Annotated in this window: 12 protein-coding genes, 17 tRNA genes and 2 rRNA genes (1 of these 31 running past the window's edge); 27 read left to right on the forward strand and 4 right to left on the reverse strand. The window is 40.6% G+C overall.

What is annotated here, in order from left to right; genetic code table 11:
- The 19 genes from LIS78_RS02170 to LIS78_RS02260 form a co-directional block, all read left to right on the forward strand.
- Nucleotides 1-1,670, forward strand: a 23S ribosomal RNA gene (locus LIS78_RS02170) (it extends 1,265 nt beyond the left edge of the window).
- A gap of 109 nt (nucleotides 1,671-1,779) precedes the next feature.
- A 5S ribosomal RNA gene (gene rrf / locus LIS78_RS02175) occupies nucleotides 1,780-1,895 on the forward strand.
- Nucleotides 1,896-1,904: 9 nt separating this feature from the next.
- Nucleotides 1,905-1,979, forward strand: a tRNA-Asn gene (locus LIS78_RS02180).
- Nucleotides 1,980-1,982: 3 nt separating this feature from the next.
- Nucleotides 1,983-2,074: transfer RNA gene (locus LIS78_RS02185), tRNA-Ser, on the forward strand.
- A 21-nt stretch (nucleotides 2,075-2,095) separates the two neighbouring features.
- Nucleotides 2,096-2,170: transfer RNA gene (locus tag LIS78_RS02190), tRNA-Glu, on the forward strand.
- A 23-nt stretch (nucleotides 2,171-2,193) separates the two neighbouring features.
- Nucleotides 2,194-2,269: transfer RNA gene (locus tag LIS78_RS02195), tRNA-Val, on the forward strand.
- Nucleotides 2,270-2,280: 11 nt separating this feature from the next.
- Nucleotides 2,281-2,357, forward strand: a tRNA-Met gene (locus LIS78_RS02200).
- A 3-nt stretch (nucleotides 2,358-2,360) separates the two neighbouring features.
- Nucleotides 2,361-2,436 (forward strand) — tRNA-Asp (locus LIS78_RS02205).
- Nucleotides 2,437-2,451: 15 nt separating this feature from the next.
- A tRNA-Phe gene (locus LIS78_RS02210) sits at nucleotides 2,452-2,527 on the forward strand.
- Between the two features lie 25 nt (nucleotides 2,528-2,552).
- A tRNA-Thr gene (locus LIS78_RS02215) sits at nucleotides 2,553-2,628 on the forward strand.
- 10 nt (nucleotides 2,629-2,638) lie between these two features.
- Nucleotides 2,639-2,722: transfer RNA gene (locus tag LIS78_RS02220), tRNA-Tyr, on the forward strand.
- 5 nt (nucleotides 2,723-2,727) lie between these two features.
- Nucleotides 2,728-2,801, forward strand: a tRNA-Trp gene (locus LIS78_RS02225).
- A 30-nt stretch (nucleotides 2,802-2,831) separates the two neighbouring features.
- Nucleotides 2,832-2,907: transfer RNA gene (locus LIS78_RS02230), tRNA-His, on the forward strand.
- A gap of 28 nt (nucleotides 2,908-2,935) precedes the next feature.
- Nucleotides 2,936-3,010 (forward strand) — tRNA-Gln (locus LIS78_RS02235).
- A gap of 5 nt (nucleotides 3,011-3,015) precedes the next feature.
- Nucleotides 3,016-3,090 (forward strand) — tRNA-Gly (locus LIS78_RS02240).
- A gap of 32 nt (nucleotides 3,091-3,122) precedes the next feature.
- A tRNA-Cys gene (locus LIS78_RS02245) sits at nucleotides 3,123-3,196 on the forward strand.
- A gap of 14 nt (nucleotides 3,197-3,210) precedes the next feature.
- A tRNA-Leu gene (locus tag LIS78_RS02250) sits at nucleotides 3,211-3,299 on the forward strand.
- A gap of 30 nt (nucleotides 3,300-3,329) precedes the next feature.
- A tRNA-Leu gene (locus LIS78_RS02255) sits at nucleotides 3,330-3,411 on the forward strand.
- 72 nt (nucleotides 3,412-3,483) lie between these two features.
- Nucleotides 3,484-3,557, forward strand: a tRNA-Gly gene (locus LIS78_RS02260).
- Between the two features lie 115 nt (nucleotides 3,558-3,672).
- On the opposite strand, the gene LIS78_RS02265 is transcribed toward LIS78_RS02260, so the two are convergent.
- Nucleotides 3,673-4,338 (reverse strand): B3/B4 domain-containing protein, encoded by a 666-nt coding sequence (locus LIS78_RS02265; protein WP_029325270.1) that lies wholly within the window; start codon nucleotides 4,336-4,338, stop codon nucleotides 3,673-3,675.
- Between the two features lie 129 nt (nucleotides 4,339-4,467).
- Between LIS78_RS02265 and queG the strand changes: the two genes are divergently transcribed.
- The 8 genes from queG (at nucleotide 4,468) to LIS78_RS02305 (ending at nucleotide 13,852) form a co-directional block, all read left to right on the forward strand.
- Nucleotides 4,468-5,604, forward strand: coding sequence for a tRNA epoxyqueuosine(34) reductase QueG (gene queG / locus LIS78_RS02270; protein ID WP_209150873.1), 1,137 nt, complete (start codon nucleotides 4,468-4,470; stop codon nucleotides 5,602-5,604).
- Between the two features lie 72 nt (nucleotides 5,605-5,676).
- A complete protein-coding gene (locus LIS78_RS02275) occupies nucleotides 5,677-6,564 on the forward strand; it encodes an amidase domain-containing protein (protein WP_252284591.1) in 888 nt (295 codons plus the stop codon).
- 64 nt (nucleotides 6,565-6,628) lie between these two features.
- On the forward strand, nucleotides 6,629-7,102 hold the full coding sequence (trmL, locus tag LIS78_RS02280) for a tRNA (uridine(34)/cytosine(34)/5-carboxymethylaminomethyluridine(34)-2'-O)-methyltransferase TrmL (protein WP_016762878.1): 474 nt from the start codon (nucleotides 6,629-6,631) through the stop codon (nucleotides 7,100-7,102).
- Between the two features lie 458 nt (nucleotides 7,103-7,560).
- A complete protein-coding gene (locus tag LIS78_RS02285) occupies nucleotides 7,561-9,456 on the forward strand; it encodes a PrkA family serine protein kinase (protein ID WP_013055179.1) in 1,896 nt (631 codons plus the stop codon).
- 324 nt (nucleotides 9,457-9,780) lie between these two features.
- Nucleotides 9,781-10,959, forward strand: coding sequence for a sporulation protein YhbH (yhbH, locus tag LIS78_RS02290; RefSeq protein ID WP_028412691.1), 1,179 nt, complete (start codon nucleotides 9,781-9,783; stop codon nucleotides 10,957-10,959).
- A gap of 104 nt (nucleotides 10,960-11,063) precedes the next feature.
- Nucleotides 11,064-12,095 carry a DUF3231 family protein gene (locus LIS78_RS02295; protein WP_209150874.1) on the forward strand — a complete coding sequence of 344 codons (1,032 nt, stop codon included), beginning with the start codon at nucleotides 11,064-11,066 and terminating at the stop codon, nucleotides 12,093-12,095.
- A gap of 144 nt (nucleotides 12,096-12,239) precedes the next feature.
- Nucleotides 12,240-13,136 (forward strand): cation diffusion facilitator family transporter, encoded by an 897-nt coding sequence (locus tag LIS78_RS02300; RefSeq protein ID WP_029325274.1) that lies wholly within the window; start codon nucleotides 12,240-12,242, stop codon nucleotides 13,134-13,136.
- Between the two features lie 260 nt (nucleotides 13,137-13,396).
- The gene (locus LIS78_RS02305) at nucleotides 13,397-13,852 is read left to right on the forward strand and encodes a VanZ family protein (RefSeq protein ID WP_229754499.1); all 456 of its coding nucleotides are present in this window, start codon (nucleotides 13,397-13,399) and stop codon (nucleotides 13,850-13,852) included.
- A 75-nt stretch (nucleotides 13,853-13,927) separates the two neighbouring features.
- Here LIS78_RS02305 and LIS78_RS31235 read toward each other — a convergent pair whose 3' ends face one another.
- From LIS78_RS31235 to thiC, 3 genes are all read right to left on the reverse strand, one after another.
- Nucleotides 13,928-14,062, reverse strand: coding sequence for a hypothetical protein (locus tag LIS78_RS31235; protein WP_268241083.1), 135 nt, complete (start codon nucleotides 14,060-14,062; stop codon nucleotides 13,928-13,930).
- Nucleotides 14,063-14,171: 109 nt separating this feature from the next.
- Nucleotides 14,172-14,360: a hypothetical protein gene (locus LIS78_RS02310; RefSeq protein ID WP_028410320.1), complete on the reverse strand. Its 189-nt coding sequence runs from the start codon at nucleotides 14,358-14,360 to the stop codon at nucleotides 14,172-14,174.
- A complete protein-coding gene (thiC, locus tag LIS78_RS02315) occupies nucleotides 14,338-16,107 on the reverse strand; it encodes a phosphomethylpyrimidine synthase ThiC (protein ID WP_195781331.1) in 1,770 nt (589 codons plus the stop codon). The genes LIS78_RS02310 and thiC overlap by 23 nt, the downstream gene beginning before the upstream one ends.
- Between the last annotated feature and the right edge of the window lie 10 nt (nucleotides 16,108-16,117).

Consider the following 16,117-nt stretch of genomic DNA (forward strand, 5'->3'; position numbering starts at 1 on the left):
GTAAGGACTGGTGGAGCGCTTAGAAGTGAGAATGCCGGTATGAGTAGCGAAAGACAAGTGAGAATCTTGTCCACCGAATGCCTAAGGTTTCCTGAGGAAGGCTCGTCCGCTCAGGGTTAGTCGGGACCTAAGCCGAGGCTGAAAAGCGTAGGCGATGGCCAACAGGTTGATATTCCTGTACCACCTCCCCGCCGTTTGAGTAATGGGGGGACGCAGTAGGATAGGGTAAGCGCGCTGCTGGATATGCGCGTTCAAGCAGTTAGGCTGATGAGTAGGCAAATCCGCTCATCATAAAGGCTGAGCTGTGATGACGAGGGAATTATAGTACCGAAGTTCCTGATTCCACACTGCCAAGAAAAGCCTCTAGCGAGGCGGGAGGTGCCCGTACCGCAAACCGACACAGGTAGGCGAGGAGAGAATCCTAAGGTGATCGAGAGAACTCTCGTTAAGGAACTCGGCAAAATGACCCCGTAACTTCGGGAGAAGGGGTGCTCTGGTAGGGTGTATAGCCCGAGAGAGCCGCAGTGAATAGGCCCAGGCGACTGTTTAGCAAAAACACAGGTCTCTGCGAAGCCGCAAGGCGAAGTATAGGGGCTGACGCCTGCCCGGTGCTGGAAGGTTAAGAGGAGGGGTTATCCTTTGGGAGAAGCTCTGAATCGAAGCCCCAGTAAACGGCGGCCGTAACTATAACGGTCCTAAGGTAGCGAAATTCCTTGTCGGGTAAGTTCCGACCCGCACGAAAGGCGTAACGATCTGGGCACTGTCTCAACGAGAGACTCGGTGAAATTATAGTACCTGTGAAGATGCAGGTTACCCGCGACAGGACGGAAAGACCCCGTGGAGCTTTACTGTAGCCTGATATTGAATTTTGGTACAGCTTGTACAGGATAGGTAGGAGCCTGAGAAGCCGGAGCGCTAGCTTCGGTGGAGGCGTCGGTGGGATACTACCCTGGCTGTATTGAAATTCTAACCCGCGGCCCTGATCGGGCCGGGAGACAGTGTCAGGTGGGCAGTTTGACTGGGGCGGTCGCCTCCTAAAATGTAACGGAGGCGCCCAAAGGTTCCCTCAGAATGGTTGGAAATCATTCGTAGAGTGTAAAGGCACAAGGGAGCTTGACTGCGAGACCTACAAGTCGAGCAGGGACGAAAGTCGGGCTTAGTGATCCGGTGGTTCCGCATGGAAGGGCCATCGCTCAACGGATAAAAGCTACCCCGGGGATAACAGGCTTATCTCCCCCAAGAGTCCACATCGACGGGGAGGTTTGGCACCTCGATGTCGGCTCATCGCATCCTGGGGCTGTAGTCGGTCCCAAGGGTTGGGCTGTTCGCCCATTAAAGCGGTACGCGAGCTGGGTTCAGAACGTCGTGAGACAGTTCGGTCCCTATCCGTCGTGGGCGTAGGAAATTTGAGAGGAGCTGTCCTTAGTACGAGAGGACCGGGATGGACACACCGCTGGTGTACCAGTTGTCTTGCCAAAGGCATCGCTGGGTAGCTATGTGTGGACGGGATAAGTGCTGAAAGCATCTAAGCATGAAGCCCCCCTCAAGATGAGATTTCCCATAGCGCAAGCTAGTAAGATCCCTGAAAGATGATCAGGTTGATAGGTCAGAGGTGGAAGCGTGGCGACATGTGTAGCTGACTGATACTAATCGATCGAGGACTTAACCAAACTTTTAAAAGCGTAAGCTTTACTCAGCAAACTGTTACCTAGTTTTGAGAGAACAAAACTTTTCAAAAAAGTCTTGCTTTCTTTATCAAATCATGTATAATATAATATGTCTGGTGGCGATAGCGAAGAGGTCACACCCGTTCCCATACCGAACACGGAAGTTAAGCTCTTTAGCGCCAATGGTAGTTGGGACTTTGTCCCTGTGAGAGTAGGACGTTGCCAGGCTGTTATTATTCCACAGTAGCTCAGTGGTAGAGCTATCGGCTGTTAACCGATCGGTCGTAGGTTCGAGTCCTACCTGTGGAGCCATTTGGAGAGCTGTCCGAGTGGCCGAAGGAGCACGATTGGAAATCGTGTAGGCGGTTAACGCTGTCTCAAGGGTTCAAATCCCTTGCTCTCCGCCATTTTTATTTAATTAGCACAGTGGCCCGTTGGTCAAGCGGTTAAGACACCGCCCTTTCACGGCGGTAACACGGGTTCGAATCCCGTACGGGTCACCATTTATTTTTATCTACATAATAGTGGAGGATTAGCTCAGCTGGGAGAGCACCTGCCTTACAAGCAGGGGGTCGGCGGTTCGATCCCGTCATCCTCCACCATATATTATCATCGCGGGGTGGAGCAGTTCGGTAGCTCGTCGGGCTCATAACCCGAAGGTCGCAGGTTCAAATCCTGTCCCCGCAACCAAGTGGTCCCGTGGTGTAGCGGTTAACATGCCTGCCTGTCACGCAGGAGATCGCGGGTTCGATTCCCGTCGGGACCGCCATTTTAAATTTAATAAGGCTCGGTAGCTCAGTTGGTAGAGCAAAGGACTGAAAATCCTTGTGTCGGCGGTTCGATTCCGTCCCGAGCCACCATTTTAAAAACAAATGTTTTTAAAATGCCGGTGTAGCTCAACTGGTAGAGCAACTGACTTGTAATCAGTAGGTTGGGGGTTCAAGTCCTCTTGCCGGCACCATAGTTATTGTGGAGGGGTAGCGAAGTGGCTAAACGCGGCGGACTGTAAATCCGCTCCTTCGGGTTCGGCAGTTCGAATCTGCCCCCCTCCACCATTTACAGGGGCATAGTTTAAAGGTAGAACTACGGTCTCCAAAACCGTCAGTGTGGGTTCGATTCCTACTGCCCCTGCCAATTATAAAAATAACATTGCATATATACGTGGCGATTGTGGCGAAGTGGTTAACGCACCGGATTGTGGTTCCGGCATTCGTGGGTTCGATTCCCATCAGTCGCCCCATTTATAAACGATATGCATATTCCAATATTGGGCTATCGCCAAGCGGTAAGGCAACGGATTTTGATTCCGTCATGCGTTGGTTCGAATCCAGCTAGCCCAGCCATATTTGCGGAAGTAGTTCAGTGGTAGAACACCACCTTGCCAAGGTGGGGGTCGCGAGTTCGAACCTCGTCTTCCGCTCCAATTTTAATAAAGTTATTTAGTCTTGAGTAAATGGCGGCATAGCCAAGTGGTAAGGCAGAGGTCTGCAAAACCTTTATCACCGGTTCAAATCCGGTTGCCGCCTCCATTTATTTACAAACTGCCGGGGTGGTGGAATTGGCAGACACACAGGACTTAAAATCCTGCGGTAGGTGACTACCGTGCCGGTTCAAGTCCGGCCCTCGGCACCATTTATAATTTTAACTTGCCTTTTTTATTTTGCCGATGTGGCGGAATTGGCAGACGCGCACGACTCAAAATCGTGTTCCTTCGGGAGTGTCGGTTCGACCCCGACCATCGGTACTTTAGCTTTACTTGACAGGATGATTCCTGTTTTTATTTTTACTTATTGGTCGACAAATTTTGATAATATTTGCGGGTGTAGTTTAGTGGTAAAACCTCAGCCTTCCAAGCTGATGTCGTGAGTTCGATTCTCATCACCCGCTCCATACATATTGTTATCACAACGCAGTGTCTCGCTTTCAAAGCTGAGATGTTGCGTTTTTTATTTTTAGCGTAAATATAGCGTCTATCTTTTCAAGATAGACGCTATATTTACGTACATCAGTTAATGACTTGATAGGTTGCTTCGCCACCGTGAATTTGAATGAACATGTCACTTAGGGATTTAGTTAGTTTATAAGCCTGTTCTTCTGAAAGTGAAGGCTTTAAATAGATGAACTGTACAGCTTGTGTTGTCTTTTCAGTTACGTACGCTCGGTTAGAATCGACATAAGGGCTTCCGAAAGCTCCTAGGGCATCTTTTGATATGATTTTATTTTCTAAAGAAATGTTACGTTCATTTAGAGCTTCATAAGACTCTTCTTTTTTACCGATAGTAAATTCGATGGGGCCCTCTAAATTAGAGGAATCATAAATTCCAATTGGTACTTCATATTGCAATGAAAAAAAGTTATTAATGTCCACAGCAGAATTGATAGAAGGTAGATATGTTTGTTTTCCTATTCGTCGAATTAAAGCTTCTATAGAAGGACGGTATTTACTTGGATCAGTTCCAAATGTTTTGAAAAGCTTTCTCCACTCGCTAACACCTTCGAATTCTGTTACTTTTTTTGACTCAAGGTCGAAATAAATGGATTCTTGAAAGAGGCGCAGACGTCCTTTTAGCATTTGAGGAGAATCACCAACTTCAATATTTTTATACTGAATGATTCCCATTTTAAAAGAAGGGCAAAGCTGTTTAATAGCGGGTGATAATGTAAAGTTCATTTTTTTGATCCTTTCTATTATAATTAGTATTTGTTCGTTTATAGATACCATCCTATCATTTCATTGAGTGAGAAAACAGTTCAATGCATGAATATATAGAATTTCTTAGAAAGGAGGCCATTACTCACTATGAATGCGTATCAGTTGAAGGAAGAAATTATTTCATACAGCAAAGAGATTGGAATCGATAAGATTGGATTTGCGAGTGCTTCTATGTTTGATGAGTTAAAGAATCGATTGTTAGCACAGCAAGAGTTAGGTTATGCTTCAGGCTTTGAAGAACCTGATATTGAAAAGAGAATAGATCCCACATTAGTTGTTCCAAAAGCTAGATCTATTATTTCAATTGCACTTGTGTATCCTTCTAAATTAAAGGATGCACCAAAGAGCACAAAGGAAGATCGCCGAGGAATCTTTTGCCGTGCTTCTTGGGGACAAGATTATCATACGGTTCTACGTGATAGGCTTCAAAAGCTTGAAACCTTTATAAAAGAAAAAGTACCTGCAGCTATCCTTCAATCGATGGTAGACACAGGCGAGCTGTCGGACCGAGCTGTAGCAGAAAGAGCTGGTATTGGCTGGAGCGGTAAGAACTGTGCCATTATTACACCTGAATTCGGTTCCTACGTGTATTTAGGAGAAATGATTACAGATATCCCGTTTCCTCCTGATAAACCGATAGAAGACGGTTGTGGTACTTGTAATAAGTGCGTTGATGCGTGTCCTACCGGCGCGCTTGTAACAGGCGGTCAGCTGAATTCGCAGCGATGCATTGCCTTTTTAACCCAAACAAAAGGATTTTTAGCTGAAGAATTTCGAAGTAAATTAGGCAATCGTTTATATGGCTGTGATACATGTCAAACTGTGTGTCCTGAAAATAAAGGAAAAGACTTTCATTTTCACCCTGAGATGGAGCCTGACCCAGAACTTGCGAAGCCTAAATTAAAACCGCTTTTAACGATGAGTAATCGTGAGTTCAAAGAGAAATTTGGACATGTTTCAGGGTCTTGGAGAGGGAAAAAGCCAATTCAGCGTAATGCCATTATTGCACTGGCCCATTTTAAAGATCAAACCGCCGTTCCAGATTTAATTGAGTTAATTAAAAATGACGTTCGCCCTGTCATTCGAGGAACAGCGGCATGGGCGTTAGGCAAAATTGGTGATAAAGAAGCGTTAGATACACTTATGAACTTAAGAGAAAAAGAAAAGGACCAAGAAGTAATTGAAGAAATGTCAAAAGGTATAGAGATGCTTCAAGAGATCTAAACCGTATTTTTATTGATAAAGTTAGCTAATGAGTCATAGCGTATAATAAACGCTTAGAAAAGTGGTGACATTATGCTAACAAAAAGGAATGTATTATATACCTTAATTAAAGCGCGTGCGGACAGCTATGTAAAAGGTGAGCTTCATGAAGACTTTAAGCCTTTCATTGAACATCAGTGTGAGCTAAAGCGGTCTCTTATAAAAAAAAGAGAAGTTGATGTTTTAAAATGTAATATGAAAGGTTCTATTCAATCTGCTCATACGGATCAGGAAGAAACAAAAGTATTATATAAAGTGCACATTCAGGCATTTTTAAAACAAAACGATTTTTTCTATATAGAAGAAGAAATTGAAGAACGTTTAGCTCTTTTTTATAAAGACACGCTTATTCAAGATGAGCTGCTGGTAAAGGATTTTTCTGAAGATGAGGTTGAAATAGATGTAGAAGAAGTAGAGCAAGACGAAGAAAGAGCCTCTTATTATGATCGTCTTGCGGCTGTTCAGTATGCAGAAAAATATTGGGATAAACCTAATGAAAGTTATAAGCAGTTTGAGGTAAACTGCACCAACTATATCTCACAGTGTTTGCATGCAGGAAAGGCGCCGATGAGGGGATATCCTAAAAAAGCAAACGGATGGTGGATGAGAGGGAACGCCTGGAGCTATAGCTGGGCAGTTGCTCATTCCATGCACAGCTATTTAAGTAACTCCAAATCAGGACTTCGGGCTGTGAGGAAATCTTCAGCAAGCGAACTTGTCCCGGGAGACGTTATCTGCTACGATTTTGAAGGAGATGGAAGATGGAATCATACGACGATTGTTGTAGCAAAAGACGGTCACGGTATGCCTCTTGTGAATGCGAACACGTATAATAGTCGAATGAGATATTGGGCTTATGAAGATTCAACGGCTTACACGCCAAGGATTAAGTATGATTTTTTCCATATCGTTGATCAGTAAGCCTTTCGTTTTAGCAAGTTAGTGGTATAATGATGAATAGATTTGTTAGCAGAGGTGAAAATTTGTGGGAGTACACGTAGTGTTATTTCAACCAGAAATTCCAGCAAATACAGGAAATATTGCGCGAACATGTGCAGCAACAAATACGACGCTGCATTTAGTTCGACCGTTAGGCTTTTCAACAGATGATAAAATGTTAAAGCGAGCTGGATTGGATTACTGGGAATTTGTAAATGTGGTGTATCATGATTCATTAGAAGAAGTATTCGAAAAGTATCCTGAAGCAGGTTTCTACTTCATCACAAAATTTGGTCAGCAGCCACATACAACATTTGACTATAGTGACTTAGAGCAGGATCATTTCTTCGTATTTGGAAGAGAAACAAAGGGTCTGCCAAAGCACATTATTGAAGAGAACATGGAAAGATGTCTTCGTTTACCGATGACAGAAAATGTTCGTTCTTTAAATTTATCTAATACAGCAGCTATTTTAATCTATGAAGCGCTGCGTCAACAAAATTATGCTGGTTTATCTTAAGTAAAAAGCGAGGTTCAAATTTTATTGAACCTCGCTTTTTTATTTATGTCGACGATGATATGTAGTGGTTATTTTTTAACGCCCGGTTTATCATTGTATCCCGCTCTGAAGATGGATGCTAAAAAAGCAATTGTTACTCCTAATACTAAAAGTAAGCGCATTGATTTTCCTCCTCAATCTAATTAAAAGGATTATAAAGCTACTACAGTTAAAACCGACTTCCCATATCTCATGATGATAATAATGACAAAATAACTCTTCTAGAGACGTAAGTTCTCTAACAAAGTTTAACCGTTCCTTCTTACTCTTTTATTATAGCTAATAAATACTTCACTGTGAATGCCTAGCAAGGACAAATTTCTGAATTTTACAATTTAAAAAGCATGTTCAAACATTTTGCTGCATAGATTGTATTAATCTTGTTCACTAGCACCATAACTAGTAGGGGAGGTCCTTTAATGGATATATTAAAGAAAGTTGAAAGATACCGCGAAGAAGAGAATCGTCTTAAGTGGGAAGGGACATTTGAAGAGTACCTAAAGCTGATTAAAGATGAGCCTTTAATTGCTCAGCCTGCACACTCTAGAGTATACAACATGATAAAGGATGCAGGAATTGAAGAGGTAAATGGTAAAAGACATTATAAATTTTTCAGTGGACAAATGTTTGGACTTGAAGATTCGCTAGAACGCTTGGTGGAAGAATATTTTCATCCAGCTGCAAAGCGTTTAGATGTTCGTAAACGTATTTTACTTTTAATGGGTCCAGTAAGTGGTGGTAAATCGACGCTAGTGACCATGTTAAAAAGAGGGCTTGAAGCTTATTCGCTTACTGATCGAGGAGCTGTTTACGCTATTAAAGGATGCCCAATGCATGAAGATCCGCTGCATTTAATTCCGCATCATTTACGTAAAGACTTTTTTGAAGAGTATGGTATCCGAATCGAAGGAAACTTATCTCCTTTAAATACAATGCGATTAGAGGAAGAGTATGGCGGCAGAATTGAAGACGTCATTATCGAACGCATTTTCTTCTCAGAGGACAAACGAACTGGAATTGGAACGTTCAGTCCTTCTGATCCGAAATCTCAAGACATTGCCGACCTAACAGGAAGCATTGACTTTTCAACAATTGCAGAGTATGGATCTGAGTCAGATCCGCGTGCTTACCGCTTTGACGGAGAGCTTAATAAAGCAAACCGGGGAATGATGGAGTTCCAGGAGATGTTAAAATGTGATGAGAAATTTTTATGGCATTTACTCTCTTTAACCCAAGAAGGAAACTTTAAAGCAGGAAGATTTGCTTTAATTAGTGCAGATGAATTAATCGTAGCGCATACAAATGAAACAGAGTATCGCTCGTTTATTTCCAATAAGAAAAATGAAGCTTTGCATTCACGAATTATTGTAATGCCTGTTCCATATAACTTAAAAGTGAGTGATGAGGAAAAAATTTATGACAAAATGATTCGTGAAAGTGACGTATCAGATGTTCATATTGCCCCTCATACGTTACGTATTGCGTCTATCTTTACTACATTAACGAGATTAAAAGAGCCTAAAAAAGGCGATATCGATTTATTAAAGAAAATGCGCCTATACGACGGTCAATCTGTAGAAGGCTATAACGATGCAGACGTAGAAGAGTTACAAAAAGAGTATACGGATGAAGGAATGAGCGGTATTGATCCTCGTTATGTCATTAATCGCATTTCATCTACCATCATTCGAAAAGATATTAAATCAATCAATGCATTAGATGTACTGCGTTCATTGAAAGAAGGGTTAGCACAGCATGCGTCTATTTCTGCTGAGGACCGAGAGCGTTACCTGAATTATATTTCTCTGGCGCGTAAAGAATATGATGAAATTGCTAAAAAAGAAGTGCAAAAAGCGTTCGTTTATTCGTACGAAGAGTCTGCTAAAACATTAATGGATAATTATTTAGATAATGTCGAAGCATACTGCAACAAAAATAAGCTTCGTGATCCGCTAACAGGAGAAGAGTTAAATCCAGATGATAAATTAATGCGTTCAATTGAAGAACAAATTGGTATTTCAGAAAATGCAAAAAAAGCATTCCGCGAAGAAATCTTAATTCGTATTTCGGCTTATGCACGTAAAGGAAAACGATTTGATTATAATTCCCATGAGCGCTTACGCGAAGCGATTCAGAAAAAATTGTTTGCGGATTTAAAAGACGTAGTGAAAATTACAACGTCCACTAAAACACCAGATGAGCAGCAGCTGAAGAAAGTAAATGAAGTAGTGGCTCGATTGATTGATGAACATGGATACAATTCAGTATCTGCTAATGAACTGCTGCGCTATGTAGGAAGTTTGTTAAATCGATAACTCAGTACTAACAAGAAAACATGGCACTTCCGATCTGTGCCATGTTTTTCTTATCTCTTAAAATAAACTCTGCATAATTAGGCTAATGTGTAGTACGCATTGCACTTAACCATCATATGATAAGTCATAAACATATACATGACACTAGACACTATAAAATGAATAGTTAATAGTGAAAGAATTAGTTAGCAAGTATACCATTCTTGCGCATAGGATAAGAGTAACCAACCTTTGAACTAAAGGTATTTGTCCGAAACTTTCGGTATAGCTTATGCATGCCGAGTAAAAACGTGCAGGTGTTTTTTAAATAAGGAGGGGAATAGCGTGGGAAAAGAAGTAGATAAAAGTTTTGCTGTCTCAAAAGAAGACTGGTCCCTCCATCGTAAAGGCCACGATGATCAAAAAAGACATCAAGAAAAAATTAAAGAAGCAATTAAAAATAATTTACCGGATTTAATTACAGAAGAAAATATCGTGATGTCCAATGGAAGAGAAGTTGTTAAAATTCCGATCAAATCATTGGATGAATATCGAATTCGGTACAATTATGATAAAAACAAACATGTGGGTCAAGGTGATGGAGACAGTAAAGTTGGGGATGTAGTAGCACGCGACGGATCTGCTGGAGATGGTCAAAAAGGAGCAGGAAAAGGTCAAGGAGCAGGAGACCAGGCTGGAGAAGACTACTTTGAAGCGGAAGTGTCCCTCATGGAGCTTCAAGAGGCTTTATTTGCTCAATTAGAATTGCCTAATCTTCAGCGAAAAGAATCTGATCAAATTGTTGTGGAACACATTGAATTTAATGATATACGACGTACAGGTTTGATGGGGAATATTGATAAAAAACGAACGATGATGAGCGCTTATAAGCGAAACGCAATGACAGGAAAGCCTGCTTTTCATCCTATTTATCCGGAGGATTTAAAATTCAAAACGTGGAATGAAGTTATAAAGCCAGAATCGAAAGCAGTCGTCTTAGCTATGATGGATACGAGCGGTTCGATGGGCATATGGGAAAAATATATGGCACGAAGCTTTTTCTTTTGGATGACACGCTTTTTACGTACGAAATATGAAACAGTGGAAATTGAATTTATTGCGCATCATACAGAGGCAAAAGTAGTATCAGAAGAAGATTTCTTCTCCAAAGGAGAAAGCGGAGGAACCATCTGCTCATCTGCTTACCGAAAAGCGCTTGAATTAATTAACCAAAAGTATGATCCGAGCCGCTATAATATTTACCCGTTTCATTTTTCAGATGGCGATAACCTAACTTCAGATAACGCAAGGTGTGTAAAGTTAGTAAATGAATTAATGAAAGTGTCAAATATGTTTGGGTATGGGGAAGTGAATCAGTACAATCGACATTCCACTTTAATGTCTGCTTACAAAAATATTCAAGACGAAAGTTTTAGACACTTTATTTTAAAACAAAAATCAGACGTTTTTCACGCGATGAAAAGCTTTTTTAGAAAAGAAACAGAAGACCAGAAATATGCGTAACCTAAAAGGCCTAGACTTGTTATCTAGGTCTTTTTTATGCGGTTTATTCAACGCTTCTTTGGAGATAGTAAAAGTACGACTTTATCCAAAAGGAGAATAAGTGAATGAACGAAAATATAAAGAGCGAAATGCAAAAACATCAACAAAATCAGCGGTTGAACGCAGCCGAGTTAGGTTATTTATGGGCGCAATATTTAGGCGATACGCTGTATGTATGTGTTCTTGGGTATTTTCTATCTGTTGTAAAAGATCCTGAGATTAAGGACCTCTTAAAAAAAGCACATCAGATTTCACAAACTCATGTAGACGAATTGACGGAATTATTCAGTTCGGAAAAAATTCCAATCCCAGTAGGTTTTGGGGAACAAGATGTGAACAAAGGAGTTCCTGCTTTATTTGATGATATTTTTATGGCTATTTATGTCAATGAAATGGCCATTGGAGGTATGAAGAAATATGCCAGAGCGCTAAGCGCAGTGAGAAGGCAAGATATTTATGACCATCTATCCCGATGTGTAAAAGAAAGCGACAGTCTTTTGGAGAATTCTAACCACGTTATTTTAAGAAAAAGCATGCTGATGAGACCTCCGGTTATTCCTTATCCTGTAAAAGTGAATTTTGTGGACCAGAAAACGTTTATATCACCATTTTTCTCTCAAATGCATCCTCTAACTTCTTTGGAGGTTACGGCTATTCAAGAAATTGTTAATACAAATGTATTAGGTAAAACGCTGATGCTGGCATTTAGTCAAGTAGCTACCACACAAAAATTACGCTCTTATTTTTTTGATGGAGTCAAGCTTGCGAGTAAGCAAATCAAGCACTTCACCGAGTTACTGTCTGAAGCTGATTTACCAAGTCCGAGGCTGCTTGATGCATATGTAACCAACTCAACGATTTCACCATTTTCAGATAAGCTGATGATGTATCATACTTCCACAGCGGTGACAATCGCTATTGATAACTGTGGTGCTGGCTTGTCTATGTCGTTCCGTTCTGATGTAGCAGTAGAATTTTCTCAGCTAATTGGACGTATAGGGAAGTATGGAAAAGATGGAATTCGGATTATGATTGAGCAAGGTTGGATGGAAGAACCTCCAATGGCAACTGATCGTAAGAAGTTGGCGGAGAAATAATAAGGATTATGTTGTGGGTTATCAGTAATTTTGTGGTACTGAAACATATATAGCTAAGAGAAAATAGATTGCTCTAGACCCACTTGAATGTGCAGTGATAAGATAAAAAAGCTGATTTTTCAAGAAGTAAGTCGAGGTGTGCAAATGAACAATAGTATAAGGGAGTCCATTGCGAAAAAAGTAGCATGGATTAGCGTATGGAGCAATATTGCCCTTACGCTAGGAAAAGTAATAGTAGGATGGATTGGAAATAGTGATGCTGTATTTGCTGATGGTATTCACTCTGCAGCGGACGTATTTGCCTCTATTATTGTCTTGTTGGTTATACGAGTAGCAAATAAGCCAGCAGATGATGATCATCCATATGGGCACGGAAAAGCAGAAGTGATTGTCTCAGGAATCGTAGGAATTATTTTATTGCTTGTATCATTTTATGTGGTATTTGAAGGAGTCGTTGGTTTATTCCATCCGGTTGAATCTCCAAATATTTTAGCCATGTGGATTGCTGTTATTTCATACATAGCAAAGGTATTGTTGTACCGTTATTCTTTAAACGTAGCGAAGCAGCACCACAGTAAGGCAATTGAGGCAATTGCATTTGATCATAAAGCAGATATTGTTGCTTCTATTGCAGCGGCAATTGGTGTTTTATTATCCATTATTGGTGATAAAATGGATGTTCAACTGCTGTTATACGGAGATAAAATAGCAAGTATCTTTGTTGCTTATTTAATTTTTAACATTGCCAGACAAATGATGGGAGAGTCTTTTCAAATCTTAATGGAAGGCAATATTGACGAAGAGCTACTGAAAGAACTTGAAGAAAGTATTTATGAATTTGAAGATGTGAAGCGGATTGATCGCGTTCGGGCAAGAGAGCATGGCCATTACATATTAGTTGATATACGTATTTCGATTGATCACTTTAAAACAATTAAGGAAGGTCATGATCTGGGACGAGAAATCAAAGCAACACTTATGAAAAAGCATGATAATATTCAGGAAGTATTAATCCATTTGAATCCTTATTATCCAGATTAAATAAGAAGCAGCGAAGTGTTATCTCGCTGCTTCTTATTATTTATAGATGTAGAAATTAATGAAATGAGTAGAATAAAATGGTGATGATTTTTATTTATAAAGAATCAAGTTTAATAAAATTGTATAAAGGGAATTGTATTTATTTATTGATGTGATAGGATAAAAAAGCATGTAAATGCATTCACTACGAATGAAAGCAGTGGACGGGTACATATAGATAATAATAAATGGTTTTGGGAGTCAAAGAAGGTGATGTTGAAGTGAATGTAAGCATCAGGTCAATCGTTAAAAAAATCATGTTCACTCTATTTATTGCGTATACGGCAGTGGTCATTTACGCTACTCTCATACGGGAAAACGAACATGTTTACGGAAAAGCAATGAACTTGGATTTATTTAGTACGATCCGTCTGATGTGGGACAGCGGGAATATAATGCTCACTCTGACAAATATACTGGGAAATATCGTGATGTTCGCGCCGCTTGGAATGTTTATCCCTTTGTTTATGAAGTGGTTTGACGGTTTTATTCAAGTGTTTACGACGGGTTTCTTAATCAGTTTTCTGATTGAAATTTTACAGTACAAGCTAACGGAACGAGTATTTGATATTGATGATATTTTTTTGAATACGCTAGGCACATTTATAGGCTGGGTTATTATTAAAATACTATATTGGATTAAGAACATGCTGAAAGCACGTTTCAAAAAAAGATGAAATTGAGAGACGTAACGAAATCAATCCAATCTAAAGACGAACAAATGGGATAAATGAGCTAGTATGGATAGCTTGTTACGCTGCGGTTGATTTCCGTGCAAGACTTTGCTTTCCGCGGGCGGCCGGTGAGTCTCCTCGTCGCTTACGCTCCTGCGGGGTCTCACTTATTCCGCTTTTCCCGCAGAAGTCTTCGCCTCGCCCTCCAATCAATCGCTAGAAGCAACTACATGCATGAAATCTACGTTCACCCTACCAATGAAAAAATCCGAGCGAGTTGGATTCTTAATCAAGAATTCAACTCGTTCGGATTTTTCTTCAACTAAAATACTTTTGGCTCAGCCTCTGCTTCTTGTTGATAGAAACACTTAATGCAGCGTCTTACGGAAGAATGTGAGGATTCAACGATAATGTGCTGACAATTTTGCTGAACAAATAATAACTTTCTTTCAAGCTGCTTAATTTGTTCTTTAAGCTGTTCTACTTCATTATTGATAGATATTTGAACCACTGTTAACAAACTCTTTAGCTTTTTCTTTCATTCCTTCTTTTCTTACTTCGTTTACATCTTTTTCATTTTCTTGAGCCATGTTACGAATATCTTGAGAAATACGCATCGAACAGAATTTAGGTCCACACATTGAACAGAAATGGGCTGTTTTAGCACCTTCAGCGGGAAGTGTTTCATCGTGATATTCTTTTGCGCGCTCTGGATCTAGTGACAGGTTAAATTGATCATTCCATCTAAACTCAAATCTTGCTTTAGACAGCGCGTTATCGCGTTTTTGTGCTCCTGGATGGCCTTTTGCTAGGTCAGCGGCATGCGCAGCAATTTTATAGGTGATAACGCCTTCTCGAACGTCTTCTTTATTCGGAAGTCCTAAATGTTCTTTTGGCGTTACGTAGCAAAGCATAGCTGTCCCAAACCAGCCAATCATTGCAGCCCCAATACCTGATGTAATATGGTCATAGCCGGGAGCGATGTCGGTTGTAAGCGGTCCAAGAGTATAGAAGGGAGCTTCCTGGCATATTTCCATTTGTTTATCTACGTTTTCTTTGATGAGGTGCATAGGGACATGTCCAGGACCTTCAATCATAACTTGAACATCGTGTTTCCAAGCAATTTTAGTTAATTCACCAAGCGTTTCTAATTCACCGAACTGTGCCTCATCATTAGCATCTGCAATGGAACCAGGACGTAGCCCATCACCAAGCGAAATAGAAATATCGTATGCTTTACAGATTTCACAGATTTCTTCAAAGCGAGTATATAAAAAGTTCTCTTCATGATGAGCTAAACACCACTGCGCCAAGATGGATCCTCCGCGTGAAACAATACCTGTCGTACGTTTCGCTGTTAGAGGAATATAGCGTAAAAGAACACCTGCGTGAATAGTAAAGTAATCAACACCTTGTTCTGCTTGTTCAATTAATGTATCGCGATATGCTTCCCACGTTAGATCTTCTGCTACGCCTTTTACTTTTTCAAGCGCTTGGTAAATAGGAACGGTCCCTACAGGAACAGGCGAGTTGCGGATAATCCATTCGCGTGTTGTGTGGATATCCTTTCCTGTTGATAAATCCATAATTGTATCGGCTCCCCAACGCGTTGCCCATGTCATTTTTTCTACTTCATCTTCAATAGCTGAACGAATAGCTGAATTTCCGATATTAGCATTAATTTTCACGTGGAATTTGCGGCCGATAATCATCGGTTCGCTTTCAGGGTGATTGATATTATTAGGGATAATGGCACGTCCTCTTGCTACTTCTTCACGCACGACTTCAGGATCCATCTGTTCACGAATAGCGATAAATTCCATTTCGGGCGTGATGATTCCTTTTTTCGCATAGTGCATTTGCGTTACATTTTTATTTTTTTTCGCGCGTAAAGGTAAACGATTAGTGATAAAGCGCTCGTACTGATCTCTTGGATCACCATCATAATAACCGTTATCCTGTGGCTGAACCGTACGGCCTTGATATGTTTCTACATCGTTTCTTTCTGCAATCCACTTTTCGCGCAGAGCCGGTAATCCTTTTTGTAAATTAATTTCATAACAGGGATCTGTATAAACACCGCTCGTGTCATATACACGTACGGGATTATTTTCTTCTTCACCAAAAGATCCTGTAGTAGGAGACTGATGAATTTCACGCATAGGCACTTTAAGGTCTTCTCTGGATCCTTGGACATATACTTTGTGACTGTTTGGAAAAGGCTTTTTCATAGAAACTGATACATTTTGTTTTGACATTACATATTCC

The organism is Priestia megaterium (assembly GCF_023824195.1).
In the GTDB taxonomy this organism is placed as follows: Bacteria; Bacillota; Bacilli; order Bacillales; family Bacillaceae_H; genus Priestia; species Priestia megaterium_D.

What these genes read in the sequence shown, in the direction of transcription:
- LIS78_RS02265 (WP_029325270.1), bottom strand. Translation starts at nt 4,338, where the DNA reads ATGAACTTTACATTATCACCCGCTATTAAACAGCTTTGCCCTTCTTTT.
- queG (WP_209150873.1), top strand. Translation starts at nt 4,468, where the DNA reads ATGAATGCGTATCAGTTGAAGGAAGAAATTATTTCATACAGCAAAGAG.
- LIS78_RS02275 (WP_252284591.1), top strand. Translation starts at nt 5,677, where the DNA reads ATGCTAACAAAAAGGAATGTATTATATACCTTAATTAAAGCGCGTGCG.
- LIS78_RS02285 (WP_013055179.1), top strand. Translation starts at nt 7,561, where the DNA reads ATGGATATATTAAAGAAAGTTGAAAGATACCGCGAAGAAGAGAATCGT.
- LIS78_RS02295 (WP_209150874.1), top strand. Translation starts at nt 11,064, where the DNA reads ATGAACGAAAATATAAAGAGCGAAATGCAAAAACATCAACAAAATCAG.
- LIS78_RS02300 (WP_029325274.1), top strand. Translation starts at nt 12,240, where the DNA reads ATGAACAATAGTATAAGGGAGTCCATTGCGAAAAAAGTAGCATGGATT.
- thiC (WP_195781331.1), bottom strand. Translation starts at nt 16,107, where the DNA reads ATGTCAAAACAAAATGTATCAGTTTCTATGAAAAAGCCTTTTCCAAAC.